At 68.3% G+C, this 25,787-nt stretch carries 25 protein-coding genes, 1 tRNA gene and 5 pseudogenes; 18 read left to right on the top strand and 13 right to left on the bottom strand.

Annotation, left to right across the window (positions count from 1 at the left end; translation table 11 throughout):
* Positions 1–209: 209 nt before the first annotated feature.
* The 6 genes from kdpB to ACFY1J_RS45235 all read left to right on the top strand — a co-directional run bounded on the left by kdpB (position 210) and on the right by ACFY1J_RS45235 (position 7,634).
* Entirely contained in the window at positions 210–2,363 is a 2,154-nt protein-coding gene (kdpB, locus tag ACFY1J_RS45260; RefSeq protein ID WP_390713186.1) for a potassium-transporting ATPase subunit KdpB, read from the top strand.
* Between the two features lie 334 nt (positions 2,364–2,697).
* Positions 2,698–3,507 carry an SDR family NAD(P)-dependent oxidoreductase gene (locus ACFY1J_RS45255; protein ID WP_390713185.1) on the top strand — a complete coding sequence of 270 codons (810 nt, stop codon included), beginning with the start codon at positions 2,698–2,700 and terminating at the stop codon, positions 3,505–3,507.
* Positions 3,508–3,726: 219 nt separating this feature from the next.
* Positions 3,727–4,503, top strand: a complete 777-nt coding sequence (locus ACFY1J_RS45250) for a GNAT family N-acetyltransferase (protein ID WP_390713184.1) — start codon at positions 3,727–3,729, stop codon at positions 4,501–4,503.
* Between the two features lie 27 nt (positions 4,504–4,530).
* Positions 4,531–4,893, top strand: coding sequence for a hypothetical protein (locus ACFY1J_RS45245; protein ID WP_390713183.1), 363 nt, complete (start codon positions 4,531–4,533; stop codon positions 4,891–4,893).
* 157 nt (positions 4,894–5,050) lie between these two features.
* Positions 5,051–7,009, top strand: coding sequence for an amino acid transporter (locus ACFY1J_RS45240; protein ID WP_390713182.1), 1,959 nt, complete (start codon positions 5,051–5,053; stop codon positions 7,007–7,009).
* A gap of 106 nt (positions 7,010–7,115) precedes the next feature.
* The gene (locus tag ACFY1J_RS45235) at positions 7,116–7,634 is read left to right on the top strand and encodes a hypothetical protein (protein ID WP_390733252.1); all 519 of its coding nucleotides are present in this window, start codon (positions 7,116–7,118) and stop codon (positions 7,632–7,634) included.
* A gap of 522 nt (positions 7,635–8,156) precedes the next feature.
* Here the strand turns inward: ACFY1J_RS45235 and ACFY1J_RS45230 are convergent.
* Positions 8,157–8,567, bottom strand: a complete 411-nt coding sequence (locus ACFY1J_RS45230) for a hypothetical protein (protein WP_390713180.1) — start codon at positions 8,565–8,567, stop codon at positions 8,157–8,159.
* 163 nt (positions 8,568–8,730) lie between these two features.
* On the bottom strand, positions 8,731–8,997 hold the full coding sequence (locus tag ACFY1J_RS45225) for a hypothetical protein (protein ID WP_390713179.1): 267 nt from the start codon (positions 8,995–8,997) through the stop codon (positions 8,731–8,733).
* 17 nt (positions 8,998–9,014) lie between these two features.
* Between ACFY1J_RS45225 and ACFY1J_RS45220 the strand changes: the two genes are divergently transcribed.
* Complete coding sequence (locus ACFY1J_RS45220) at positions 9,015–9,299, top strand: hypothetical protein (RefSeq protein WP_390713178.1); 285 nt, start codon at positions 9,015–9,017, stop codon at positions 9,297–9,299.
* Between the two features lie 28 nt (positions 9,300–9,327).
* Here ACFY1J_RS45220 and ACFY1J_RS45215 read toward each other — a convergent pair.
* Positions 9,328–9,402, bottom strand: a tRNA-Gln gene (locus ACFY1J_RS45215).
* 389 nt (positions 9,403–9,791) lie between these two features.
* Between ACFY1J_RS45215 and ACFY1J_RS45210 the strand changes: the two genes are divergently transcribed.
* Positions 9,792–10,283 (top strand): hypothetical protein, encoded by a 492-nt coding sequence (locus ACFY1J_RS45210; protein ID WP_390713177.1) that lies wholly within the window; start codon positions 9,792–9,794, stop codon positions 10,281–10,283.
* A gap of 295 nt (positions 10,284–10,578) precedes the next feature.
* Complete coding sequence (locus ACFY1J_RS45205) at positions 10,579–12,168, top strand: S8 family serine peptidase (RefSeq protein WP_390713176.1); 1,590 nt, start codon at positions 10,579–10,581, stop codon at positions 12,166–12,168.
* A gap of 154 nt (positions 12,169–12,322) precedes the next feature.
* On the opposite strand, the pseudogene ACFY1J_RS45200 reads toward ACFY1J_RS45205, so the two are convergent.
* The 3 genes and pseudogenes from ACFY1J_RS45200 to ACFY1J_RS45190 all read right to left on the bottom strand — a co-directional run.
* Positions 12,323–13,231, bottom strand: a pseudogene (locus tag ACFY1J_RS45200) (IS3 family transposase); the annotation flags it as partial.
* A gap of 125 nt (positions 13,232–13,356) precedes the next feature.
* A complete protein-coding gene (locus ACFY1J_RS45195; RefSeq protein WP_390733251.1) occupies positions 13,357–13,506 on the bottom strand; it encodes a transposase in 150 nt (49 codons plus the stop codon).
* A 51-nt stretch (positions 13,507–13,557) separates the two neighbouring features.
* Positions 13,558–13,686, bottom strand: a complete 129-nt coding sequence (locus ACFY1J_RS45190; RefSeq protein WP_390713174.1) for a hypothetical protein — start codon at positions 13,684–13,686, stop codon at positions 13,558–13,560.
* 472 nt (positions 13,687–14,158) lie between these two features.
* Between ACFY1J_RS45190 and ACFY1J_RS45185 the strand changes: the two genes are divergently transcribed.
* The 3 genes from ACFY1J_RS45185 (at position 14,159) to ACFY1J_RS45175 (ending at position 15,639) form a co-directional block, all read left to right on the top strand.
* Positions 14,159–14,692: a GNAT family N-acetyltransferase gene (locus tag ACFY1J_RS45185; RefSeq protein ID WP_390713173.1), complete on the top strand. Its 534-nt coding sequence runs from the start codon at positions 14,159–14,161 to the stop codon at positions 14,690–14,692.
* Positions 14,693–14,728: 36 nt separating this feature from the next.
* Positions 14,729–14,986: a transposase family protein gene (locus tag ACFY1J_RS45180; protein WP_390733250.1), complete on the top strand. Its 258-nt coding sequence runs from the start codon at positions 14,729–14,731 to the stop codon at positions 14,984–14,986.
* A 347-nt stretch (positions 14,987–15,333) separates the two neighbouring features.
* Complete coding sequence (locus tag ACFY1J_RS45175) at positions 15,334–15,639, top strand: hypothetical protein (RefSeq protein WP_390713189.1); 306 nt, start codon at positions 15,334–15,336, stop codon at positions 15,637–15,639.
* On the opposite strand, the gene ACFY1J_RS45170 is transcribed toward ACFY1J_RS45175, so the two are convergent.
* The 3 genes and pseudogenes from ACFY1J_RS45170 to ACFY1J_RS45160 form a co-directional block, all read right to left on the bottom strand.
* Positions 15,604–15,894 (bottom strand): transposase, encoded by a 291-nt coding sequence (locus ACFY1J_RS45170; protein WP_390713172.1) that lies wholly within the window; start codon positions 15,892–15,894, stop codon positions 15,604–15,606. The genes ACFY1J_RS45175 and ACFY1J_RS45170 overlap by 36 nt on opposite strands.
* An 18-nt stretch (positions 15,895–15,912) precedes the next feature.
* The gene (locus ACFY1J_RS45165) at positions 15,913–17,058 is read right to left on the bottom strand and encodes a transposase (protein ID WP_390713171.1); all 1,146 of its coding nucleotides are present in this window, start codon (positions 17,056–17,058) and stop codon (positions 15,913–15,915) included.
* A gap of 305 nt (positions 17,059–17,363) precedes the next feature.
* Positions 17,364–17,949, bottom strand: a pseudogene (locus tag ACFY1J_RS45160) (DinB family protein).
* 5 nt (positions 17,950–17,954) lie between these two features.
* Between ACFY1J_RS45160 and ACFY1J_RS45155 the strand changes: the two are divergent.
* The 3 genes from ACFY1J_RS45155 to ACFY1J_RS45145 all read left to right on the top strand — a co-directional run bounded on the left by ACFY1J_RS45155 (position 17,955) and on the right by ACFY1J_RS45145 (position 19,648).
* Entirely contained in the window at positions 17,955–18,083 is a 129-nt protein-coding gene (locus ACFY1J_RS45155) for a hypothetical protein (protein WP_388056073.1), read from the top strand.
* Between the two features lie 760 nt (positions 18,084–18,843).
* Positions 18,844–19,185, top strand: coding sequence for an STAS domain-containing protein (locus ACFY1J_RS45150; protein WP_390713232.1), 342 nt, complete (start codon positions 18,844–18,846; stop codon positions 19,183–19,185).
* Between the two features lie 133 nt (positions 19,186–19,318).
* The gene (locus tag ACFY1J_RS45145) at positions 19,319–19,648 is read left to right on the top strand and encodes a WhiB family transcriptional regulator (RefSeq protein ID WP_390713233.1); all 330 of its coding nucleotides are present in this window, start codon (positions 19,319–19,321) and stop codon (positions 19,646–19,648) included.
* A 129-nt stretch (positions 19,649–19,777) separates the two neighbouring features.
* On the opposite strand, the pseudogene ACFY1J_RS45140 reads toward ACFY1J_RS45145, so the two are convergent.
* Positions 19,778–19,903, bottom strand: a pseudogene (locus ACFY1J_RS45140) (IS3 family transposase); the annotation flags it as partial.
* A 70-nt stretch (positions 19,904–19,973) separates the two neighbouring features.
* Here ACFY1J_RS45140 and ACFY1J_RS45135 point away from each other — a divergent pair.
* Positions 19,974–20,750 (top strand): annotated as a pseudogene (locus ACFY1J_RS45135) (IS3 family transposase); the annotation flags it as partial.
* 86 nt (positions 20,751–20,836) lie between these two features.
* Here ACFY1J_RS45135 and ACFY1J_RS45130 read toward each other — a convergent pair.
* Complete coding sequence (locus tag ACFY1J_RS45130) at positions 20,837–21,250, bottom strand: hypothetical protein (protein ID WP_390713234.1); 414 nt, start codon at positions 21,248–21,250, stop codon at positions 20,837–20,839.
* 873 nt (positions 21,251–22,123) lie between these two features.
* Here ACFY1J_RS45130 and ACFY1J_RS45125 point away from each other — a divergent pair.
* Positions 22,124–22,908: pseudogene (locus ACFY1J_RS45125) on the top strand (acetoacetate--CoA ligase); the annotation flags it as partial.
* Positions 22,909–23,318: 410 nt separating this feature from the next.
* Here the strand turns inward: ACFY1J_RS45125 and ACFY1J_RS45120 are convergent.
* Together ACFY1J_RS45120 and ACFY1J_RS45115 are read right to left on the bottom strand one after the other, a co-directional pair.
* Positions 23,319–24,164, bottom strand: coding sequence for a hypothetical protein (locus ACFY1J_RS45120; RefSeq protein ID WP_390733249.1), 846 nt, complete (start codon positions 24,162–24,164; stop codon positions 23,319–23,321).
* A gap of 733 nt (positions 24,165–24,897) precedes the next feature.
* Entirely contained in the window at positions 24,898–25,038 is a 141-nt protein-coding gene (locus tag ACFY1J_RS45115) for a hypothetical protein (protein WP_390713236.1), read from the bottom strand.
* A 333-nt stretch (positions 25,039–25,371) separates the two neighbouring features.
* Between ACFY1J_RS45115 and ACFY1J_RS45110 the strand changes: the two genes are divergently transcribed.
* The coding region (locus ACFY1J_RS45110) for a transposase (protein ID WP_390733248.1) at positions 25,372–25,787 on the top strand (416 nt) is incomplete at its 3' end.

Raw genomic sequence — 25,787 nt, 5'->3', positions numbered from 1 at the left:
CAGCTGACCTTCTCCCTGTACTGCGCCAGCGCCCGCTTATTCGCCGGGGGGGGGGGGGGGGGCGGCCGGGGGGGCCCCCCCCCCCGGGCGGGGGGGGGGGGGCCGCCCCCCCCCCCCCGGGGGGGCCCCGGGGGGGGGGGCGGGGCCCCCCCCCCCCCACGGACCTACGGCCACAGTCCCTGTCCGCCACTCAAGGCACGAAGGTGTCCATGCTTCCCGCTGCTCCCGAGCAGGCCCCACCGTCACGCCCCCAGCGCGCAGCCCGGACCGGATCGGAGGGAAGGGCGAGACGCCGCGCTCCGAGCGGACTGTTCGAGCCCGGACAACTCGTCCGCTCCTTCCCCGAGGCCCTGCGAAAACTGCACCCGCGCGCCCTGGTCCGTAACCCGGTCCTGTTCGTGGTGTCCGTCGGGGCGGTACTGACCACGCTGTCGGCCCTGTTCCACCCGGCCGTCTTCACCTGGGTCATCAGTCTCTGGCTGTGGCTGACGGTGGTCTTCGCCAACCTCGCCGAGGCGGTTGCCGAGGGGCGCGGCAAGGCGCAGGCGGAGTCTCTGCGCAGGGCCCGTACGGACACGGTGGCGCTGCGTGTGCTCGACTGGCGCTACGGCACCGATCCTCGCACCGCCCGCACGGAGGCGGTCGCCGCCACCGCTCTCAAGCCCCTGGACGTCGTACTGGTCGAGGCAGGCGAGATGATCCCAGCGGACGGCGATGTCGTCGACGGGGTCGCCGCAGTCGACGAATCCGCCGTCACCGGCGAATCCGCGCCCGTCATCCGGGAGTCGGGCGGTGACCGCAGTGGCGTCACGGGCGGTACGACGGTCCTGTCCGACCGAATCGTCGTCCGGGTCAGCGCACGCCCGGGCAACAGCTTCCTGGACCGGATGATCGCTCTCGTCGAGGGCGCCTCCCGGCAGAAGACCCCGAACGAGATCGCGCTGAACATCCTGCTGGCCTCCCTGACGATCGTCTTCGTCCTGGTCGTGGTCGCCCTTCAGCCGATGGCTGAGTACGCCGACGCCGCCCAGTCGACAACCGTGCTGGTCGCCCTCCTCGTCACGCTCATCCCGACCACGATCGGCGCCTTGTTGTCCGCGATCGGCATCGCGGGCATGGACCGGCTCGTACAGCGCAAGGTGCTCGCCATGTCCGGCCGCGCGGTGGAGGCGGCGGGTGATGTGAACACCCTGCTGCTCGACAAGACCGGCACCATCACCCTGGGCAACCGCGAGGCCGCCGCCTTCGTGCCGCTGCCCGGGATCGACGAACGGCAGCTCGCCGATGCCGCCCAGCTTTCCTCGCTGGCCGACGAGACCCCGGAGGGCCGCTCCGTCGTCGTCCTCGCCAAGAACAGGTACGGATTACGGGCCCCCGCCGAGGGCGAACTGGCGAACGCCCGCTGGGTCGCCTTCAGCGCACAGACCCGGATGAGCGGCGTCGACCTGCGCTGGGACAACGGAGCCGTCTGCGCCATCCGTAAGGGTGGCGCGCAGCAGGTGATCGAATGGGTGCAGCAGTACGGCGGCCAAGTCCCGCCCGAGGCACGGATGTACGCGGACGCCGTGGCCGCGTCCGGCGGGACACCGCTACTGGTCGCCGTGCACGACTGGGACGGACCGCGGGTGCTCGGCCTGATCCATCTCAAGGACGTCGTCAAGGACGGCATCCGCGAACGCTTCGCCGAACTGCGCCGCATGGGCATCCGCACGGTCATGGTCACCGGCGACAACCCGCTCACCGCCCGCGCCATCGCCGAAGAGGCCGGCGTGGACGACTACTTGGCCGAGGCGAACCCAGAGGACAAGCTCGCGCTGATCCGGCGGGAGCAGGAGAGCGGCAAGCTGGTCGCCATGACCGGTGATGGTACGAACGACGCGCCCGCGCTCGCGCAGGCGGACGTCGGCGTGGCGATGAACACCGGTACCTCGGCCGCCAAGGAGGCCGGCAACATGGTCGACCTCGACTCCAACCCGACCAAGCTCATCGAGATCGTCGAGATCGGCAAGCAACTCCTCATCACCCGAGGCGCGTTGACCACGTTCTCCATCACCAACGACGTCGCGAAGTACTTCGCGATCATCCCGGCGATGTTCGCGGGCTCGTACCCGGGCCTGGAGTCCCTGAACGTCATGGGCCTGCACAGCCCGACCTCGGCCATCACCTCCGCGATCATCTTCAACGCGTTGATCATCGTCGCACTGATCCCACTGGCTCTGCGCGGCGTGCGCTACACCCCGTCCTCCGCACACGACCTGCTGCGCCGCAACCTGCTCGTCTACGGCCTCGGCGGCCTCTTGCTGCCCTTCGTGGGCATCAAGCTGATCGACCTGCTGATCTCGGGGGTACCCGGCCTTGGCTGAGCCACGCCCGTCCGTCTGGCTCGCCCGTCAAGGCCCCGTATGCACACGTCAGAGCCCCGTCAGAGAACGGGGTTTCGGCTTGCCCGGGATGTGCGGCACGGCTTCCATGGAACCTGTGAACAGCGCCTGGCTTCTCTTCGACCGGCCGCCGAGTCCCGCTCGGCCGTCGTGTCATCTGCCGCGCTGACCGGAAGCGCCCGCGTCCCGCCGACCGCTTTCCGTGACCCGAGGGGCGCCGTGATCGGCTCCTGCGCCCCTCGCCCTCCCTTCGCCACCGCACGCCCACCGCCCCTCACCCGGCGGTACCGACGTGCCCGCAACCCCGGATTGGATCATGCCCAACTCCACCCTTTCGTCCCGCACCGTCCTGGTCACCGGCGCCACCTCCGGCATCGGCTACGAGACCGCCCGGCAGCTCGCCGAGCGCGGCGCCACCGTGCTGCTGCACGGCCGTACCGCCGAGGAGACCCGGGCCGCCGCCGACCGCCTCATCGCCACGGCTGGAGTCGGTGCCGGCCAACTGGCTCTCTACTCGGCCGACTTCGCCCACCTGGAAGAAGTCGAGACCCTCGCCCGCACGGTCGTCGCCGAACACCCGCACCTGGACGTCCTGGTCAACAATGCGGGCGTGGCCGCCCCCGAGCGGCACACCGTCACCGCCGACGGCAACGAGATCGCCTTCCAGGTCAACTTCCTCGCCCATTACCTGCTGACGTGCCTGCTGGAGCCGGCCCTGACCAGCGACTCGGGCGGCCGGGTCGTGAACGTCTCCTCGTCCCTGCACCGCACGGCATCCATCCAGTGGGCCGACCCCAACCGCGCCCGCCGTTACTCCCGCCTCGCCGCCTACGCCCAGTCCCAGCTGGCCCTGACGGTGTTCGCAGCCGACCCCCGCGTCACCGCGGTCTCCGTGCACCCGGGTGCCTGCGACACCGCGCTGCTGCCGCTGTACGCCCACGAGGGCCTCTCGCCCGCCGAGGGCGCGGCGCACGTGGTGCGGCTGTGCGACCCGGCGGTCGAGATCGTCAACGGCGCCTACTACGACCGCGCCGAGCGCGTTGAGCCGGCCCCGGCCGCGACCGATGAGCGGACGGTCAAGCGCCTCACCAAGCTGGCGGACCTGCTGGTCGGCCGCACCGCTTGAAGCATCGTCCAGAACAGAGGAGTTGACGTACGTGTCGAAGCGCGCCCGCAAGAAGAAGACCCGCCGCAAGAAGAAGGCCAACCACGGCAACAAGGCCGGCCAGAACTGACCGACCACGTCGATGCACGTCGTCGATCGCACGGGGGGGGGCGACGAGGAGCGGGAAAGCGCCCCGTCGCCCGCCCGATCCACCCGTACCCCAACCCCCACGAGGCACCGATGATCGAGATCTCACCGCCGGACCCCCGGGCGCTCGCGCGCTGGTTCCCTACCGGATTCCCCGGCCCCGCCACGATCGGCGAGGACGTGCTGGCCACGGGCATCGGCCGCTGGTGGGCCGACCGGCCCGTCCAGCCGCGCACGGTCGCCGTATCCTGCGCCGGCCACGTCGTGCTGTGCGGCAGCCCGGAGGAGCTCACGCCGGGTCTCCTCGCGCCTCTGGCCGGCAACCGCGTCGAGGCTCCGGCCCGGTTCCTGCCCGCCCTCGGCGTCGCCTTCGACCGGCTCACCCCGTGGGAGCGCATGATCTGGACGCTCCAGGCCACGCCTCAGCCCGCCACCGTCCCGCACGCGGTGACCGTACGGCACCTGGAACCCGCGGACGCCGACGCCGTGCATGCCCTCGGCCCGGACGCGTCCTGGCTCTCGGCCAGCTGGGGCGGACCGCGCGGCCTCGCCGCCTCCGGACACGCCTGGGCCGCGGTGGGCCGCACCGGTCGCATCCTCGCGGTGGCCTGCACCTACTTCCGCGGCACCGGCTACGAGGACGTGGCGGTCTACACCGTCCCCGACCGCAGACGCCACCACCTCGCCCTCGCCTGCGTCACCTCCCTTTGCGCGGACATCGCCTCCCGTGGCCACACGCCCAGCTGGAACTGTTCGATCCACAACCGCGCCAGCCGCCTCCTGGCCTGGAACGCCGGTTTCCGCCTGGTCCGCGAATACGTCCACTACGCGTCGGGGAGCCCCGTGTCACACGATCGGCTCAGCGCCTAGCGAGCGCCCCGAAAGAGGGAGAAGCCAGTGCCCAGGAAGCCCCCGCTCCTCACCCTTCCGATCCTCGGAGGGAGCCACGAGCTCACGATCATCCGGCTGAAGCGCGGGGAGAACTCCTTCACGCTCCACTACTGGATCACCCCACCGTTGCCGGAGTCGGGTAGCGAGTCCCTCGTACTCCCGGTCCTGGAGGCTCTGGACGACCTCGGCAACGAGTACGACGACCGCGGCGGCGCCTACGGCACCCATCCGGACGGCACCTACACCGACGGCAGCCTCACCATGCAGCCGTCTCTGCATCGGGACGCGAGCAGCCTGCGGATCCACATCACCTGGCTGAGGGGCGGCATGGAAACGTCGTACGACATGACGCTGGATGTCCGGTTCTGACGGCGCGCATCACGCGACGCGCTCGACCTTAACGCGGCCTTGACGCGTTCGGCGGACATATCCGTGGGTCCGTGCGTCACCCCTTGCTTACGCTGGTGCCGCCGTCCGTGTGATGGCCGGAACCCCACGCTGAGCCGCACACCGGGAGAGCACGCCGATGGCCACCACCACCGAACACCCGCCGCCGAGCCGACTGCGGACGTGGATGCTGGAGGGCCTGTCCGACATGGGCAAGCACGGTGCCCACGCCGGCCCGCAGGCCGAGCCGGAGCCTTCGCACAAGGGCCAGCGCTGGTACCGCGTGATGTGCCTGACCGGCGTCGACTACTTCTCCACCCTCGGCTACCAGCCCGGCATCGCGGCCCTCGCGGCCGGCCTGCTCTCCCCGATCGCCACCCTCGTCCTCGTCATAGTCACCCTGGCCGGCGCCCTCCCGGTATACCGCCGCGTGGCCGAGGAGAGTCCCCACGGGGAGGGCTCCATCGCCATGCTGGAGCGGCTGTTGTCCTTCTGGAAGGGCAAACTGTTCGTCCTCACCCTGCTCGGCTTCGCGGCGACCGACTTCCTGATCACCATCACCCTGTCGGCCGCCGACGCCTCCACCCACCTGATCGAGAACCCGCACCTGACGAGCACGCTGCACGGCCAGCAGATGCTCATCACGTTGATCCTCGTCGCGCTGCTGGGCGCGGTGTTCCTCAAGGGCTTCCTGGAGGCGATCGGCGTCGCGGTGGCGCTGGTGGTGGTCTATCTCGGTCTGAACGCGGTGGTCGTGGTGGTCGGCATGTGGCACGTCCTCACTGCGGGCCACGTGGTTACCGACTGGACCAGCGCCCTGACCACCGAGCACGGCAACGTCCTGGCCATGATCGGTGTGTCCCTGCTGGTGTTCCCGAAGCTCGCCCTGGGCCTGTCCGGCTTCGAGACCGGCGTTGCCGTCATGCCCCACGTCCAGGGCGACCCGGATGACAGCGAGGAGAAGCCGAAGGGCCGGATCCGGGACACCAAGAAGCTGCTGACGGCCGCAGCGCTCATTATGAGCGTGTTCCTGATCGCCACGAGCTTCATCACGACGGTGCTCATCCCGGAGAACGAGTTCAAGTCCGGCGGCAAGGCCAACGGCCGCGCGCTGGCGTATCTGGCGCACGAGTACCTGGGCAACGTCTTCGGCACGGTCTACGACCTTTCGACCATCGCCATCCTGTGGTTCGCCGGCGCCTCTGCCATGGCCGGCCTGCTCAACCTCATGCCGCGCTACCTGCCCCGCTACGGCATGGCCCCGCACTGGGCCCGCGCCGTGCGCCCGATGGTGATCGTCTTCACGCTGGTCGCCTTCCTGGTCACCTGGATCTTCGACGCCGACGTGGACGCGCAGGGCGGCGCCTACGCCACCGGCGTGCTGGTCCTGATGTCCTCCGCGGCGATCGCGGTGACCATCGCCTCCCGTAGGGCCGGGCAGCGCGGCTGGACCATCGGCTTCGCAACCGTGTCCGCGGTCCTGCTCTACGTGACCGCTGCCAACGTCGTCGAGCGCCCGGACGGTGTGAAGATCGGCGCCTGCTTCATCGTCGGCATCATGCTGGTCTCTCTGCTGTCCCGGCTGGCCCGCGCCTTCGAGCTGCGTGTGACCAGCGTGACGCTCGATCCGATGGCGGAACGATTCGTCAGGGACATCGCCAGCCGAAAGATCCGCTTCATCGCCAACGAGCCCGGCCGACGGGACAAGGCCCAGTACCGCGACAAGATCGAGCAGATCCGGGCCGACAACGACCTGCCCGAACAGGAGGACTTCGTCTTCGTCGAGGTCACGGTCACCGACCCCTCCGAGTTCGAGGCGGGCCTGACGGTACGCGGCGAGGTCCTGCACAACCGCTACCGCGTCCTGACGTTGGAGTCCTCCTCCATCCCCAACGCCCTGGCAGCCCTCCTCCTCCATGTCCGCGACAGCACCCGCTGCACCCCGCACATCTACTTCGAGTGGACCGAGGGCAACCCGTTCGCCAACTTCCTACGCTTCTTCCTCTTCGGGCAGGGCGAGGTCGCCCCAGTCACCCGTGAGGTCCTGCGCGAGGCCGAACCGGACCGGGCCAGGCGCCCGCGCATCCACACCGGCTGAGGACTCCGGCGACCGCGTCAGGATCCCGTCAAGATTCTCCCGTGCGGCGTTAGGACCCCGTAAGCAGCAGTCGCCGGACCGCGTACGGCCGCCTAGCGTCAACGTCATGCGACGGAGCGGATCGACGGGCCCGGCCGGCGACCGCCACTGGCGCGGCAGCGCCCGGCTCGCGGTGAGCTGCACCCTGGTCTTCTGCGCCATGAGCTTCCTGGTCGACTGGGACGCGGGCAGCCTGACGCCCCTCCGCGCCCTGCTCTGGGTCACCCTGTCGGCCGCGGTAGGCGCCGTCCTGCTCCCACAGCGGGTGAGTGCGGGCCCCGGCTGGCTAGCGGTACGCACCCCTTGGCGCCGACGCGTGGTCCGCACGGACGCGCTTGCGGCCGTACGACAGTACGACGGTGTCTCCTCCCACCTGGTCCTGCGGGACGTCTACGGCCACCGCCTCGAACTCGATCCCCGGATCCTCGCCGCCAACCCCCTGCTCTGGCACGAACTCGACACAGGTGTCCGCCGTTCTCTGGAGCGGGGCACGCTCCGCCACGGAGCGGACGTCCTCGACCGGCTGGGGCACCAGATCGACGAGGAGACCGCGGAGGCGGTTCTCCGGGCTTCCGGCCTTTCCTGACCTGACAGATGCGGAAACTCCATGACCTCTTGAGTCTGTCTGAGGTGACAGAAACGGGTGGCGGACGGTGGCTCCCCGGCCGGGGACAGAATCGGACTGAGCACTCCGATCCGGCGAGGGCGCGTGACAGATCCGGGTGGCCCACGCGACCGCCTACGCAGCACTCGGCCGCCGCTACGCCAGCCGACTCAACGGCCCTCGCCAGCCCGCTTGGAAGACTGTCAGGCCCTCGGCATCACCCGGACACAAGCCAGGTGCCCCGCGACCATTCCGAAGTCCTGCTGCCCTAACAAAGGGCGCTACCTAGTGTGACCGTGCAGTCCCATCGCCTTCACTCATTACACATTTCACTTGGACAACCGACCGCAGCCCGTTACGCACAGGCGTGGAAACTGCAGGTCAGAACTTTCGCACGCGCATGAAGTGGCGCACCCTACACGCAAGGTCCTGTAGACGTGGGTGCGCGGGGCCGCGCAGTGGCACTCGGCTGGGGACAACGTCGCGAGCCGCGTCACCACCCGCTCATGAGGGTGACCGAAACCCGTCCAGCCACCGCTCGACCTCGTTCGCCCTCGGGCCGGCAAGGGTTCGTAAGCGCTCGAGGGCCTCTGCGCCCAGCGCCTGGGCGTCCTGGGGATCTCCGGTGGAGGCCAACGCGCGGGCCGCGTCGGCCAGGGCGAGGGCGGTGAGCTCATCCTGGCCGGTGCGTCCGGCGCCCGCGGCCGCCGCGCGGAACAGGTCCTCGGCCATGGCGAGGTCATTCTCGGCCTCGTAGGTCGCCGCGAGGCTCAGCCGCAGGCGTGCCAGCATCGCGGCGTTGCCGCGTTCCGGTCGCATGGCGCGCAGCAGGAGTTCGCGTGCGGCAGGGGTGCGGCCTCGGGCCAGCTCGAACTCCGCGAGCGCTCCCAGGGCACCGGCCAACGGACCACGCATGGCGATCCGTTCGGCGATCTGCAGGCTTTCACGCAGGTGTCGCCGTACGCGTGAACGCGGCTCTGACACGAAAGAGGGAAGCGAACAGCCTCGGAATGACCCTCCGCTTCGAACCCATCCCAATGGCCCACAGTCGCTTGCATCTTTCGTGTCAGAGCCACGTTCACACGTACGGCGACATCAGGTCGACGGCGTCGTCGGAGAACAGCGGATCGGACCGGGCGGCGATCGTCAGGTGGTGCTTGATGTAGCTGGCGGTCTCCTCCTTCGTCATGGTCGGCATCTGGTGGCTGATCGAGATCCGCTGGTCCAGGGCCACCAGGACGCCGTGCTTCATCCGCCTGCGCAACGTGGGCTGCCCGATCAGCAACACCGCGAACGGCGTCGTGGAGTCCATGTCGTAGTTGGTGAGCATGCGGATCGCGTCCAACTCGTGATGTCCAGGAGGTGCGACTCGTCGATCACGACCGCGGGGGTGCGACCGCGCTCGTCGACCTCGGCGGCCAGCGCGGCAGACGCCTGAGCTGCGAGAGCGGCGGATTGGTATTTCGGCGTGCCGCCCAGGCTGGTGACGATCCGGTCATAGAGGCCGCGCATGCCGACGAGCGCCGCCTCACGCCCACCGCACCGCCGTCCCTCAGTGCCGACAACATCCGCCGCCGAGCACGGCTGAGTCAGGCGCGCCTCGCAGTCATGACTCAGACAACCGAACAGCAGCCCCTTCTGACGTGATGCCTGCCGTGATGGGCGGCATCCACGTTGGCTGGGATACCAGGACTCGAACCTGAACTAACGGAACCAGAAACCGTCGGGCTGCCAATTACCCCATATCCCATTTGCCCCGAACCGCGGGAGCCACGGCAAGCCGGAGCGCGCCCTACCGCGTATCGCAACGCAGCACGGCCATGTACCTAATCTATGCACTTTCGCCGTGCTGCTCAGCGGCGCGCCAGGCGTGTCGATCAGACTCTTGGGTTTCTTTTGGGGGTGGGGTGGAGCGCTTGGAGCGTGTCGATGACCCAGTCGGTCCCGGGAAGTGGTCATCGGGGTTGGGTTGCGGGGCGTGCTCGGCGCACGGATCCGATCGAGGGACTCCTCCTCCTGAGCGGCTCGCCCGGTTGCGGGCGGCGCGACGGCAACTTAGCTTCAGCGCGTCGGAATCATTCCGAAAAGGTCAACATCATCTCTTATGTTGGCTTTCCCGTGGCATCGAATGGAGCATTCATGTCGGTGATGACCGGTACCCCGCCCCTGCAGCAGTTCGGCCAGCAGATCGCCGGGCCGCAGCAGCAGCTCGCGCAGGTCGTCCAGCAGACGATCCAGCAGGCCTGCCAGCAGGCAAGCATGCAGATCGCGCAGCGCATGCAGCAGACGCTGCAGCAGATCCAGCAGGTCCAGCAGCAGCTGCAGCAGCAGGGCCTGGCCCACCAGGCCCACCCGTACCTGGCCGTCGCGCTGCACACCACGCTGCTCCAGGGCGTGCGCAGCGCTGTCGAGCAGTCGGTGCAGCAGGCCCTACCGACCGCGATCCTGACGCTGTTGCAGCAGAGCCAGCAGGGCCAGCAGGGCCAGCAGGGCCAGCAGCAGAGCCAGCAGGGCCAGCAGCAGTGGCCCGGCGGGTTCGGTCAGCAGTCGTTCGGCCAGCCGAACCAGCAGCAGTACCAGCAGCCTGGCTTCGGCTTCGGCCAGATGGGTCAGCCCTTCGGTATCGGCTAATTGCCGGCGGCGCGTGATGCGGTGTACCCGGGAGCTGCTCTTGGGCACACCGCATCACCATGGAGGCGGGAGCCGCCCGTCATCCGGATTAAGAACACAAAGAGGCGACACAGGCGTGGTGGAGGTAGGCGTGATGGTCAAGGACAGGCCCGGGAACAAGCCCCGGAACAACCGCCAGAGCGAATCCGAGGGCGTGGGGGCCGGCGGCAGGCCGGTACCCGAGGACAAAGAAGCGGCGCCACGAAAGAAGAACGCATCGTCACCAGTCGCCGTGCAGCCACGTCGGCACCGGTACATGGTGACGCCGCTGCCGCAGCAGTTGCTTCCACCGGGAGTGCCCGAACTGAGCATGGATGCGGTGTGCGACCGGCTCGAGAACATGCCCGATGTCAGCGTGATCCGCCGGCTCCAGCCCTCCGAGAAGCTGCAGGCAGCCGGAGTGATTCCCTCCTGCCCGGAGATCGCGGTCGTCGAAGCCGCCGAGATGCAGCTGCCGGCGATGCGGACTCTGCACGTGCACATCGAACCCGACCTGCCGCTGACCGCCGCCGGACCCGCCGCCACGGTGACGCCGGGGATGCTGCCGGTGCACGATCCGGGACTGGTCATGTCGCTGGAGAAGCCCGTGGAGATTCCCTTGCGGGTCTGCGGCCTGGACGGCGAACCCCTTGCTGGCGCGGGGGTGTTCCTGATCGGGGCGACCTGGCCGGCCCAGGGCATCACCGCCGCCGATGGGACAGTCACCGTCACCCTGGCCACCGACACCGAACGGTCCATTCAGTCCCTGTACGTCCGCCCCAAGGCTGGCTACACCGACCGCTGGATCAACCGCCCCGACCTGTCGGCCACGCGGGAGAACCTGATCACCCTCACCCCGCTCGCGAATGTGTACCCAGAGCTGGAGGAACGCCAGAGTTACGGCTGGGGCCAGCAGGCCATGCGGCTGGACCGGCTGCCCCCCACATTCCGTGGCTTCGGCATCAAAATCGCGGTCATCGGTACGGGGGTCAGCAGCGACCACCCCGATCTGAAGCAGCGGGTCCGCTACGGGATTGACCTCATCAGCCGCGCCAAGGAGGGCTGGGCGCACGATCCACTCGGCAGCGGTACGCACGTGGCCGGCATTATCGCCGGGGCGGACACCGGTAAGGGGATCGTCGGGATTGCTGTCGACGCCGAGCTCGACATCTGCCAGGTGCTGCCCGACGGTCACTTCAGCGACCTGATCGCCGCCCTCGACCACTGCATCGAACACGAAGCCGACATCGCCCACATCGCGGTCGCATCCCCGTACCCTTCAACGCTGCTCTCCCGCAAACTCGCCGACGCCACCGCAGCGGGCATCGCCTGCATCGCCCCGGCAGGCGACACCGGCGGGCCGATCGCCTTCCCCGCCTCGCTGCCCACCGTCTTCGCCGTCGGCGCCCTGGGAGCCTTCGGCACCTACCCGCCCGACTCCTCCCAGGGCACCCACACCGGACCACAGCTGAGCCCCGAGGGTCTGTTCGCCGCCCCATTCAGCTGCCACGGCCCCGGCATCGACGCAGCCGCCCCCGGCGTGGCGGTCCTCTCGTGCGCGCCGGAAGGCGGCTACACCGCCGCCGACGGCACCGCAACGGCCTCGGCCCACATTGCGGGCCTGGCCGCCCTCGTTCTTGCCCACCACGAGGTCTTCCACGGCCAGCTGCTGCCCCGCGGCCCCGGCCGGGTACAGCATCTGTTCGACATCATCGCCGCCAGCTGCCGCCAACTAGCCACCCCCGGCACCGTGGAAGCCGCCCGGACCGGACGCGGGCTGCCCGACGCCCTCACCGCCCTGGGCCTCACCCCCGGCATGCAGCTCGCCCCAGCCCTGACACCCTTCACCCCCTCCATGACCGGCTAGTGCTGTGACCTCGTAGGTTCGCCCGGTTGGTGGTCGCGGCGGTTGGATGTGCGGTGACGTCCGATCCGACCGCTGGAGGCGTGGTGGCCGAGCCTGTCCGTGTGCGCAGACTGACCGATCATGAAGTTTCCCCGTGTTCTTGGACACTCGATCTCTATGTCGCGAGGGCGTGTTGGTGCCGCTGCCTGGTCTCAGCTGGGGTGAGGTAGCCGAAGACCTTGTGCCTGCGCAGGCGGCGGCGGTTATAGAAGGCCTCGATGAAGGCGAAGACCTCGGCGCGGGCGGTGGCCCGGTCCGGCCATGCCCGGGTCCCGATCTCTTCTTTGAGTAGGGCCCAAAAGCTCTCCGCGGCGGCGTTGTCGAAGCATGATCCGGTGCGGCCGCAGCTTTGCCGTAGGTTCAACTTGCCTACCTCGTACTGGAATTGACCGGACGTATATTCGCTGCCGCGGTCCGAATGTGCTATGCAGGCGGGCTGGAGCCGGCTGCGTCCCGCGACCATCCGCAGGGCGTCGACGACGAGGGTTGCGCGGTGGTGGTCGGCCATGGCGTAGCCGACGACCTCGCGGGTGGCCAGGTCCAGCCAGCAGGTGAGGTAGAGCCAGCCCTCGCCGGTCGGGAGAAACGTGATGTCGCCGACCAGCTTCGTGCCGGGGCGGTCGGCGTGGAAGTCGCGGCCGATCAGGTCCGGGGCCGGCCTCGCCCTCTTGTCCGGCCGTGTCAGCGAGTGCCGCCTGCGGCGATGGGCGCCCTGGATGCCCTGCTCGCGTATGACTCGGGCGACCCGCTTGCGGTTCACGCGCTGTCCCAGACGTCGCAGTTCGGCATGGATACGCGGGATGCCGTAGGTCTGGCGGGAGGCGACGTGGATGACGGTGATCTCGTGGGCCAGGGCCTCGTCGGCGGTCTGCCGGGCAACTCGGGTCTTCGCCGAGGCGAGCCAGGCGTAGAAAGAGGAACGGGCCACCTTCAACAGCCGGCACAGGAAAGCGACACCATGGGTGGTCTTCATCGCCTCGATGAACGCGTATGTCTCGTTCACCGATCGCTCTCCTTCGCGAAGAAGACCGCGGCCTTTCGCAGTACCTCAATCGTTTTCGCCTGTTCGGCGTTCTGCCTGCGCAGCCGCTTGAGCTCGTCGCGTTCTGCCGTGCTGAGCTCGCCGGGTCGGCCTTCACCCCGGTCCGTCTAGGCCTGGCGGTACCGGCCGCGCAGCGACTCCGGGCTGACCCCGAGTTCCCGGGCGACTTCGGTCACCGTCCGCCCTGTGGAGTCGACGAGTGCGACGGCATCCCGTTTGAACTCCGCGGTGTACCGCTTCGTGTACTTGCTTCCCACCTGGCACTACTTCCTCTGGAACCTCATGTCCCAGTCTCCAGGTGTCCACGATCAAGGGGAAGCTTCAAAGGTGTGGGCGCAGGTGGTGCAGGTCACGCCCGTGTCGTCCTGAGCCTTGGTCAGCCGGCCTGCAGCGTCGTAGGTGTAGGAGGTGCCGGTGGTCGCGCCGTCTGTGACCATGCACAGTGCTGCCGGTGCTCCCACGCCTGCCCGGATCGCCTCTCGGAGCCGTGCATCTGACCGTCGCTCATGGGGTGAAAGCATCCGTCATCACCGAGCACGGCCACTCTCGGCGAGGCGGGCACGGGAACGCCTGACAGGCGGCACGGCGTCCCGGCAGCATCACGGACCATCTGATCGACCTGGTAGACGCCGAAGTGGGCGTATTCCCACAGCAGCTTCGCCCGACGATACGGGGGAGGTCATCCAGGGTCGGCATGAGCGCATCGTGCCGCACAGCGCTGACATCCGTACCGGGCGCGGGCAGCGGGCAGGTCCCGGGGCATGCGCTTAGCTGCTGCCGACGAGGTCGACATAGGTGGCAGCAAGCCATCGGTCGCTGGCTTTTGCTCCTCTGTGACAGGGGTGTCGGCGGAGGCAGCATGGTCAACGGATCGGGATTCCATCGAGACTCACCCAGAAAGGGATCAAAGTGCCGGACCTGCGCCGAGCCCGCGTCTCAGACCACAGAACGATTGTCGAGTGCGTGCGGAAGTGGTGGGGTGACTCACGCACGCCCGAGCAGGCTCGCACGTTGTCCCTGCTGCTTCCAAAGCTGTTTCTCCAGTTCTTTTCCAGCACCAGCTTGGTGCTGGAGGATGATGCCGGGATCAAAGCGTTCCTCGTTGGCTTCCACTCCGCGGACAACGATCACGAGGCCTATGTCCACTTCGTAGGAGTGGACCTCGAGCTGCGGGGGCGCGGCGTGGCCCGCAGGCTCTACACGGCCTTCTTCGAGTCGGCCGCCGAGGCGGGCCGACAAGAAGTGCGTGCGATCACGTCGCCGGCGAACACCGGGTCCGTCGCCTTTCACCGAGCCATGGGGTTCGTTGTTGAAAAGGGCGACCGCGAGGTGGGCGGCCTGTGGGTGCACAGCGACTACGACGGTCCCGGGCAGGACCGGCCCGCCGCGGCGAACGAGGCGTGCACCGTGGCGGCCGCCACCGCGTCCCGAGAGGACACGTAGAAGCGCTCCCCGACGGCACCCCCCGTGAGGCTGGGTGTGTGGACCTCCAACACCCGCAGCCGCCGCGACAAACTCACCGGCGTGGCTTCGATGTGCCGCCAGTTCGCCACTGTCTGCCTGACCAAGTCGCCCACTGCCGCCCAGCGCGGCGTGGGCGGCGTCGCCGAACGACTGGCCGTTCTTCACGATCTGCAAGATCGGCGGGGACGGCGCCATTCGCTGGTATCGGTCCTGCTCACCGCCTGCTGTGCGGTGCTGGCCGGGGCTCGCTCCTATCTGGCCGTGGGCCAGTAGGCCCGCCACGCGCCCCTGGATACGCTCGCCCGTCTCGGCGTGCGCGCCGTCGGCCCGCTGGGCGTGTGCCGCGCACCATCGAGCTCCACCATCCGCCGCCTCCTGACCCTGGTATGTCCCGGCGGGCTTGCCGACCTGCTCGGATGCGACCCAGCGGGCACCCGGCGCCTGGCTGTGGACGGCAAGGCGGCCCGCGGCTCACGCACGGACACCGGCCCCGCTGCCCATCTGCTCTCCGCCGTCCTGGAAGGCGGACGCACCGTCAGCCAGCTGCGGGTGCCGGACAAGACCACCGAGGTCACCGGCTTCACGAAGCTGCTGGCCCGTTCGACCTGGCGGGTGTCGTGGTGGCCGCCGACGCCCTGCACACCCACCGTGGCCACGCCAGGTGGCTGGTGGAGGCGAAGCAGGTGCACTACCTGCTCGTGGTCAAGCGGAACCAGCCGACGCTGCACAACGCGTTGCGCTCGCTGCCGTGGAAGGAGGTGACCGCCCGCCGCTACGACCGCGAGGCGAGGCACGGCCGGCGTGAGACCCGCTCGGTGCGCACGCTCACCGTCACCGGTCTAGGGCGGTCTAGGGCCAATGCCGTGACTCTGTTGGCGATGTTGGTGGGGTCATGCGGCGGTGCACAGAGCACGGAAGTGGCTTGATCGGCGGCGGGCTGGGGATGGAGTGTTGATCCAGTCGGCGATGCGGGTGACATTGCAGGCCAGCGCGGTGAGGACGTGCTGGACGTGGGTTTTCGCCAGGCCGCGGTAGCGGGAACGGCGCAGGCCGTGGGCGCGGGCGTTTTGGGAGAGGGTGGCCTCGATGCCGGACCGGATCGCGTAGCGGCGCTGCCACTCTTTGGTGGCCTGGTCGAGTCTGTTGTGCATCTGGATCTCGTGGAGTTCGCGGGTGGGCAACAGGGCGAGGGCTCTTGGTCAGGTGACGGACGTGGTGCACTGCGGGCGGACCGGGCAGGCCAGGCAGTCCGCCTTGGCGAACTTGACCTGGATGTAGTCGTGTCCGCTGATCCGCAGCGGTCTCCACTCCCGGCTGACCGCGCCCTGGGGGCAGGTGGCCTGCTGGCGGTCCCAGTCGATGGGGAAAGCCGACTTGTCGAAACCCGAGCCGTTCTTGGCCTGACGGCTGTTGTCGAGGACGACCGGGCCGAGCAGGGTGATGCCGTGGACCCGGGCGGCCCGCTCGATGTGTGCCGGGGTGACGTAGCCGCTGTCCACGACATGCTCGCCCGGCAGTAACTCCCGCTCGGCGAGGTCGTCATGGATGATCGAGGTCATCTCGACGTCCTGCACGGTCGAGTACGTCGTGGCCACGTGGACCACCAGCTCGGGGCGCTCTGCGTCGCAGGACTCGGTGACGTGGACGCGGTAGCCGCTCCAGGCGGTGTCCCGTTTGACGCAGTAGTGCGCCTCGGTGTCGTACGGGGAATCGAAGCGCAGGTGAGCCGGCGGCCTGGCGTGGCCGTCCCGCCAACGCAGCCGCCCGCGCGCATCCCAGTAGTAGTGATGGACCCACACCTGGCGCAGGATCTCGACCTGCGGCAGCAGCCGCAGATGAGGCGGGGCAGATGCGGCCCAGGCAGCGGCGAGAATCGTCTGTCCGTCCCGGCCGGTCTTCTCGGCCCACTCGGTCACCGCCGCCTTTCCGCCCGGCAGCTTGCCGATCTCTACCTTTCGCGCGTAACGCTTGCCCCACTCCGGTGCGATCAGCGGAGTCAGCCAGGCGGGGGCGGCCTCGGCCAGTTCCTCCAAAGCAGCCCGCAGTGTCTCCCCGACCAGCTCCAGGCGGCTGAGGAAGCGCACCGCGGCCAGCACATGGGTGGCGTCGGTGCGCTGCCGGCCGCCGGCCTTGAGCAGGCCTGCCCCGCCCAGACGCTGCAGCATCGCCTCCAGCAGCCGGTCGGCAGCACTGTTCTCGGCCAGCCGGGCCCGGAACTCGCACAGCACCGAGTAGTCGAACCCGGGATCGTCGAGCTCAAGGCCCAGTGCGTACTTCCAGTCGATCCTGGTCCGCACCGCGTCAGCCGCAGCGCGGTCGGACAGGTTCTCCGTGAACTGCAGCACCGATACCAGCGCCAGTTACCCCGGAGACAGCCCCGGCCTGCCGTCCGAGGGATACAGTCCGGCGAACTTCTCGTCCTCGAACAGCACGTCCAACCGGTCTCTGATCAGCATCGCCGGAGTGCCGTTCGGACACGCTGCCCGCGCTGTCCGCACCGTTCTGACCGGGATCCTCTGATGGTTCTCCGGCCGCAGCGACATCGCGACCACCCCCACCGCCGACACCGCCCCGCTCCCACCAGACAAGCACCCACCGAACCAGGTGTCAGCACCCCGCCAACATCGCCAACAGAGTCACGGCATTGCCTCTAAGCCTTGATTGGTGCGGCCGACCTGGCGGCCTGCTCGATCTTCGCGCAGTAGGCTGCACGGGCTTCCTCGTCGATCTGCTTCTCGAGTTCGGCGCGCAACCCGGTCCGGCCGTTGAGGCCCTCGCGCAGGATATCGGCGTGCCCGGCATGCCGGATGGACTCGCCGAGGACATGGACCATGATGGCGAACAGGTTCGTGTCGGCATAAGGCTCCGGCCACCACGGCACGTGGCCGGGGGCGTCGAGGGGAAGCTCGTTGATCGTCGCGTCCGAGCGTTCCCACGTGCGCCGGTAGAACCCGATGATCTGATCGCGGGTCTCGTCCTCGGTCGCCCACAGATCGCTGCCGTTGGAGTCCTGCCACCGGGGCAGCGGTTCCGGGGAAGGGCGGTCGAAGACCTCGCCGAAGTACCTGGCCTCGACAGTGGCCACGTGTTTGACCAGGCCGAGGAGGTTGGTCCCGGTCGCTGTCAAAGGCCGGCGGGCGTCGTATTCGGACAAGCCGTCGAGCTTTCCAGAGCAGCGCCTTGCGGTCCCGCCGCAGTCTCCCGTGCAGGTTGCCTTTCGCGAATTCATCGATCATGCGGCATGAGCCTGCCATGGGCTGCTCGTGGTCTCAAGATCCCGTACGTGGTCCGCAACGACTGGCAGAGCCGAGGCCTGGCCATCGCCGCCGCCCTGACCTGCTACAAGAAGCTCGCGAAACTTGCCACGTGAGACAACCTCTGAGTGTCGGTCATGTACTCGGGGTCCGGGAGCTCAAACCCCGGGACCCGCGCTGTACGCGAACCGGTCAGCCGGATGCCGTTTCGAGGCCAGTTCGGATATCACTACGGCCCAGGTCACTGCACACCGTCGATGCCAGATTTCATAATTCTGGCCCATTTCTCAGGCAGGGGGCGCGTACAGGAATGGAAGTAGCTGTCCGCCCAGCCCGGAACCGCTGCCCGTCCTTGCGGACCCGCCAGCCCCCGACCTCCGCGCGCCCGGCCGTACGAGCCGTCTCCAGCTCACCGGCCGCAGCCTCGGCGGTCCGCTCCCCCTTCGGAACGGAGGACGGAGACGCTCTGCCCGAGCACCTCGCCCACCGGATATCCGATCACCTTCTCGGCGCCCGCGCTCCAGGAAGTTGCGGCCCGCTCGGTCCAGGGTGATGACGCCCTAATCATCCAACGCGTGCGTGATCGCGTCGAACTCCGGCCGGCCCCCTCGGAACCGGATGGCTTTGAGACTCCCCCCGGAGACTGCGCCAGGTTCTCGCGCGTCTCGGCGCCCACGCTACCCACCCGGTTCGGCATTCCGCCGAGCAACGTGGGGACTCTTGGGCCCTGCGGTTGGGGCATCTGGCCCCTGGCACACGCCCCCCGCAGCTGGTGGGCTCTGACATGTGGCCGCGAGACACCAGGACCGCGGGCGATTCGGCCACCGAGCTGCTGCCGACACCATCCGAAAGGCTGCCACACCCATGACACGAGCCATGACGTACGCCATGACCCGCCGCATGCCGATGACCGCTGCGCTGGTCTCACCGGCGATGGAGGATGGAGCGGTGAAGCTGTCCGGCGAGCTCGATCTGGACAGCGTGCCACGCATCGAGCCCGAACTCACCCGTCTCACCGCTGCCAGCGCACCCGAGCTGGTACTGGATCTGGCCGACGTCACATTCTGCGACTCCTCTGGGGTCACCATGTTCCTGCGCCTGCACGGCCGTTGCACTGCAGCGAACACGCGTCTGCGGCTACGGTCCGTGCCGCCGCGGCTGGGCCGTGTGTTCCGGCTGCTGTCACTGGATCAGTTCATCCCCTGCGCCTTCCAGTGACCGGACGGCTCCGCAACGGCGCCATCACCACTGCGAAGCCCCCCGAAGCCGGGAAGCCTGGCAGTTACAGACATGTCTCCCTCAGACATCAAGCAGATCGACACATCAGATCTATGGAAGGCGATGAGTAGCGGTGGACATATCCCGACTCCCCGGTCCCGACGCCAACCTGTGGACCTGGCAGCTACTGGCCGCCTGCCGCGAGGTCGACGACACACTCTTCTTCCAACCCGAGGGCGAACGCGGCGCGGGCCGCAGCGCACGGGAGACGGCGGCCAAGGAGGTGTGCATACGCTGCCCGGTGCGCGCGGAATGCGCCGCGCACGCTCTCGCGGTCCACGAGCCCTACGGAGTGTGGGGCGGACTCACCGAGGGCGAGCGCGAGTCGATGCTGGAGCGCCGCCGCAGCCGGGCGAACAGCCGTGTCATGCCGGCCGGTGACCAGCCAGCAGGCAGCCGGTGACCAGGTCTGGACTGATCCGGATGACGTGGTCCGTCTCGCCGACGCCCCACGGTGCCAACGCCCGTCGATAGACGGCGAGCCAGGCCGGGTCACGCACGAGTTCAGCGGTCCCGGTGACGATGACGCGCACAGCGTCTCGCCGGTCACCCCGACATCCTCTGCGACCGCCGCATACGTACGCTTCCCGCCCGCCGCGCGGTACAACGCCACCGCGTCATTCCTGAACTCCGCCGGATACGGAGACTTACGTCCCACCAGGACACCCTTCCTCGGATCCACAAGATCCATTGTCAGAGTGTCCACACCGAGGGGGTTGCCTCAGACCCGCGCCGAGCGCCGGGCCGAGGAAAAGCGGACCGTGAGCGAGATCCGCGCCATCCATGCCGAACACCAGGGGGCGTACGGGGCTCCGCGCGTGCATGCGGAATTGCGGGCGAGGGGACGGAGGATCAACCGCAAGCGCGTCGCCCGGCTGATGCGGATCAACCACATCGTCGGCCGGCACCTGCGCAAGAAGAAGCGGACGACGATCGCGGACAGGACCGCGCCGCCCGCGCCGGACTTGGTGATGCGCGACTTCACCGCGGACACACTGAATACCAGGTGGTGCGGCGACATCACTTACATAGCCGTCGGCTCGACGTGGCTCTATCTCGCCACGGTGATCGACATCTGCCCCAGGAAGGTGGTGGGCTGGTCGATCGCCGACCACATGCGCACCTCGCTGGTCACCGACGCGATCGAGATGGCCGTGGCCGCCCACGGCGGCCGGGTTCGCGGCGTCGTTTTCCACACGGACAGGGGCGCCCAATACAGCGCGGCCGCCTTCGCCGAGGTCTGCCGTCGGCACGGCATCCGCCGCAGCGTGGGCCGGGTCGGCTCAAGCTATGACAATGCCCTCGCCGAGTCGTTATTCCAGGGTCTCAAGCGGGAGTTGCTCCGCGGAAAGCGCTGGACCTCGAAGGCACAGACTCGGCTGGAGCTGTTCCGCTGGCTGTCGTACTACAACCAGCGGCGTCGGCATTCCGCGCTCGGCTACCTCACACCAGCCGAGTTCGAACAGCAACTGACCACATCACGTACGCTGCCACTCGTCGCGTGAAACCCGGTGTCCACTCCCGGGGATCAACCTCACTCGACAGCCTGAGCCGGTTGCGAGGGCGGATCCGGGCCATCCTCCTCGCCAAGCTACTTCCTGTCAGACGCGGAAACGGCATCCCACCCAAGCACGCGGTGGATATGAGCAGTCTTCGGGTAGGAGGTGTCGGTCCCCGAGCGAGGGCCGATCTCAAAGAGGTCGATCATCAAGAAGAGCGGGTAGCCGGGAGCCTGAGGCATCCGTTTCACAATAACGCCCTCGCAGCCGATGATCGTGCCTGATGGTCCCCAGATAGCTGTCCAGGTATGGGGCTTCGAAGCGTCCATGGGAAGGACGACTTCCGCCATGTCGGTTGCCAGCCGCGCGTCTGAATGTGCTTTCACTCCGCATCGGGCGTGACTCTTCCCCTCGCCGACAGCGTCGGCATCGATCTCGAAGATGCAGATCTCGCCGCTGTCTCTCTCGGACAGATGCTCCGTCCCCACAAGCCACGCCGCGAGCATGCACCCCTCATTCACACTCGCGCTCACGGTCACATCTACACGTCCAGCCGTGGGCGTCCACAGCAAACGCTCTGGTGTCTCCGTGCGGACAACAAGTCCATCCGAACGATGCCGGTGTGTCCCTCGCCGAGAGCCCGCTGGACCAGAAAAGACGCCGGTTTGCAGGTTGGACACACGAAGCGGGGCGTCTTCCTCTCGCCAATCCAGCTGGTCAGCGTCGATACGCAGCCGCAGCCCGGACCCGTTCGTGTCATAGCGTGCCTGAGACCGCTCGGGTGACGTCCAGTGCGGAAGATAGTGTTCGACCCAGCGATCTTCCCTGAGCTGCGGAGCGGCGAAATCTTCCTCGAAGTCAGGCTCATGAGCCGGGGGTACAGGCAGGCGTCCGAAATTAGCCATCATGACATCATCCTGTCAGAGGTTGTTTTCATCGATTAAGTCTGTTTCATTCCAAATCACTCCACCGCAGAGGTGTGACTTCCGAGGCGTCACTACGTCCCTGCGGCTGGCGGGATCCAGCGGGACTCCGCATTGCCAGTCTCATTCCCTGAAGTCCGTCTCGCTCCAAGACGTGCCGTATCGGCAACTACTCTCGCCTCGCCGCGCACGACCCTGTCGCGCGAGAGACGAGAATGCAGCACCGAGGCGAGTGAAGCGTCACAAAGCAGGTGAAAACGAGCTCTCAGGCTTTCCGCTCCCTCCTGCTGGGTCAGATCCAACGAGCTACCCGCGAAGTACGGAGCTAGATGGACGCGCGGACAGCGCATGCGAGCTGGCGAGTTGGTGTGTACCCCAAATGGACGCCCAACAGGGGAGTGAGCGGCTAGAGCCCGGCCGCTCGGCGCATGGCACGTCGGACTCGTTCGGGTGCCCTACTCCTGGGTCCGCGACCACGTGGGCGACCATGTCCTGCTCGCATCCACCAGCGGCGGCACGGACGTGGTGTCCGGGTTCGCCGGCAGTGCGCCCAACACTCCCGTCTGGGCTGGTGAGTTGTCCGCGCCCCACCTCGGCGTGGCCCTGGCCGCATACGACGCCGAGGGCCTCCCCGTCTCCGACGAGGTCGGCGAGCTGGTCGTCACCCGCCCCATGCCGTCGATGCCGCTGTACTTCTGGAACGACCCCCACGGCACCCGCTACCGCGACGCCTACTTCTCCTCTTCCCCGGCGTGTGGCGGCATGGCGACTGGAGCACGGTCACGGGTCACGGCTCGGTGATCGTCCACGGCCGATCCGACAGCACGCTGAACCGCAACGGCGTACGCCTGGGCAGCGCCGACATTCACGACGTCGTCGAACGCCTTCCCGAAATCACCGAAGCCCTCGTCATCGGCGCGGAGGAACCTGACGGAGGTTACTGGATGCCGCTGTTCGTGGTCCCGGCCTCCGGGGTGACTCTGGACGACGCCCTCCGCAAGAAGATCAAGGAAGCAATCCGCACCGGAGCCTCCCCTCGTCACGTCCCCGACGAGATCCTCGAAGTCCCGGCCATCCCGCACACCCGCACCGGCAAGAAACTCGAAGTCCCCGTCAAGCGCCTCCTCCAGGGCACCCCCACCGAGCAGGTCGTCAACCCCGACGCCGTGGACGCCCCCGAACTCGTCGACTACTACGCCCGTCTGGGAGCCGAACGCCGCCGCCGGACCGCCGACGCATGAGAACGGCACAGATCGCTTCGCCATCGTTCTGGCTCAGGTCCTCCTGCCGCTGGGAGAGGTGAAGATCACCGGCGGCCACCGCCGCCTTCACCGGGGTCATCTCCGCGAGCACCTCGGCGACCGTCTCCCGCGCGATCCGCAACCGCTCCAGCCCCGCGTGGGCCAGCCCCAGCCTCCCGGACAGCTCGGCGACCTCGGCTTCCAGCTCCTCCACCCGAACCCGGGCAGCCGCCTCGCGCGCTTCCAGTTCCTCGAACAGCGAGCCCATCCGCCACCCCTCCACCACTACCACGGTAGAGGCGAGGGGTCTGGAACACAGCCCCGCTCAGCGATCTCCCAGCTCAGCCCGTCCCTTTATTGGAACTTCACCCTCCCCCTTCGTCGTCGCTGTCCGGGATGTTCACGGTAGGTCAACCGCCAGCGCTGAGGGCGGTTTGAGGCAGCTCGCACGCGTTGCGCCAGGGACGCGCGGCGCGGTGGGCGTCGGGGATGTGGAGATCGACGAGCCGCCCAGGCCGAGTGGACTGAGGCCGAGCGGGTGCGGCGGGGCGCTGCTCGGTCCGCCTAGGAGCCCTGCTCTGGTTGGTCGTCGGTGGCTGATCCGTGGGCGAGGTCCAGGCCCAGTCGGGTCGCGTGGTGGTGGACCGTTTGGCCGTTGCGGGTGGTGGCGACGAGCCCGGAGGTGCGAAGGACGGATGCGTGCCGCGATGCGGCTGCGGCGGAGACGCCGAGGTCGCCGCGAGCTGGCCGGTGGTCAGGGCGGGCGTCCTGACCACAGCGACCAATGCCGCTGCCCTGGTCGTGCCCAGGAGCGACTGCAGAGCCTGGAGCGGAGTGTGGAGTTCGGGGTCCCGTGTGAGGGCGGCCGCGGCCGCGGGGTAGCTGACGATCACCTCATCGGCGAGGGGGTTGAAGGTGATCCGGGTGACCAGTGCGGAGGGCTGGAAGATCAAGGGCCGTTCCTCGAGGGATTCCACGGCATCGACGTTGGTGTTCAGGCGCAGGTGCCGACCGTCCCAGCTGACAGACGGATGTATGGAGCGCAGCAGGCCGTCAGGGCCGCCGATGGCGGCATGGGTCCGTGCCTTCGCGGATGCGGTGGCGGCGACGGAGGAGATGCGTCGGCAGTAGGGGTCCAGGGCCGTGGCCCGGCGGTCGTTGAGTATCTGGTCCAAGGCGGTGGCCGCGCGCGTGTGGCCCTCGGCCAGCGCACGTGTGAAGGGGGTGAGTGCGCCGGATCGGGCCAGGTCCCGCAAGTGAGCGACTTCGGGTGGGGACTCCAGATTGATCGCTGTCGGCGCCGGTTGGGCAGCCTTGTCGAAGAACGCCGGCAGGTAGAGATCCGTGTACAGGTCGAACAGTCTGCTGTGATGTGGGTTCCGTTGCGGGCGACTTTGAGGCGCCACGCTGAAAGGTGGCGGCCGGGGGCACGCTTCGGCCAAGTGTGCTCCGCCCAGCGCGAGTTCGTATCCGAAGGCGGGATGCGTCAGCGACCTGCATCCGTTCGAGGTCGCGCTCGTCAGACGGATCCGTATCAACGTGGCATCCCTGGGCGTGGTCCCTGGCGGTGCTGGTCATGGAGCCTTCGCATCCTCGTGCAAAAGCCTAGCCGCCGGGGTTCCGAGAGTCGATTGTTGGTCGCGGACGAAGAGACCTCCAGCACAGCGCCGGAGGCCGACGGGACGCGGCCGCGCATGAGCAGCAGCGACGGCCCCAAGTCACCTGTCTCTAGCAAGCTTTGGTCCAGAACTGTCAACAGACACTCAGCGATAGTCATTCAGGGGGAAACATGAAGTCCAGCGAAGGCCGGAGCATGAACGTCGGGATCAAGGCCAGGCTTGCGGGGGTTCGTAGCTCTGTCAGGCGTCTGGTGGCTATCTCGGGAGCCACCTGCACCACTGCGACCACGTTCTCGCCCGCAGCTGCCAGTTGCTGTGCGAGCGAGCGGCCCAGGCCGCCGGCGCCCTCGACCGCGAAACGACGGCCGGGCTACTGCTCGCACCAGCGCATCAGCTGGCGGAAGGTGCCGGAGTTGACGACGAACCGGCGCTGGGCCACCTGGTGGCCGGCGACGTCTACGGCGACGGCGGTGTGGGACGACTTGTGGGGATCGACACCGATCAGGATCACAGGCTGCTGCCCTCGCACTCGATGAGACAGGAAGGAGAGTGCGGTGGGCACCCTGACTTGAAGTCACTGCGTCACCTTCATGCCTCTGTCGAGCCACACCGCGCGGGTGTCGGCCGGCGGCGGCACGCTATCAGTGAGCCAGCCCGAAGGCGGCAAGGAGCACTGCGGGCCCGTGCCGACCGACACCCTGGACGCTACGGCTGCAGACCGAGCATCTGGGCTCGATTCAACAAGTCAGGAGCCTGCTCCACCAGGCGCTCGTCACAGTCCTGTCCGCCCGCCCGGCCGACGGTCTCGCGGTGAGCGCCGCTTCCGGGAGGGGAACGGACAGCCATGACCAGCATCCTGCAGGCCGAGCCGATCGGGAAAGTCGTCGTCGGAGTCGACACCCATAAGTACGTGCACACCGCGGTCGTTGTCGACGTCGTCGGCGGCACCCAAGGGAACCTCAGCGTCGCCGCCGACCGCGGCGGATACGAACAACTCACCCAGTGGGCTGCCCAGTTCGGACAGGCCCTTGGCTTCGGCGTCGAGGGCACCGGTTCCTACGGCGCCGGGCTCGCCTCCCACCTGCGCCGACACGGCCACAAGGTGATCGAGGTCAACCGGCCCGACCGCAGAGTACGCCGCCAGCGCGGAAAGTCCGACCCTATAGACGCGGAGAACGCCGCCCGCGCAGTCCTCGCGGGCACCGCGACCGCGACACCGAAGAGTGCCGAGGGCACGGTGGAGATGATCCGCCACACCAA

This window comes from Streptomyces sp. NPDC001406 (genome assembly GCF_042895285.1).
Lineage (GTDB): Bacteria > Actinomycetota > Actinomycetes > Streptomycetales > Streptomycetaceae > Streptomyces.
This window is presented reverse-complemented; position numbering and strand designations above follow the sequence as displayed.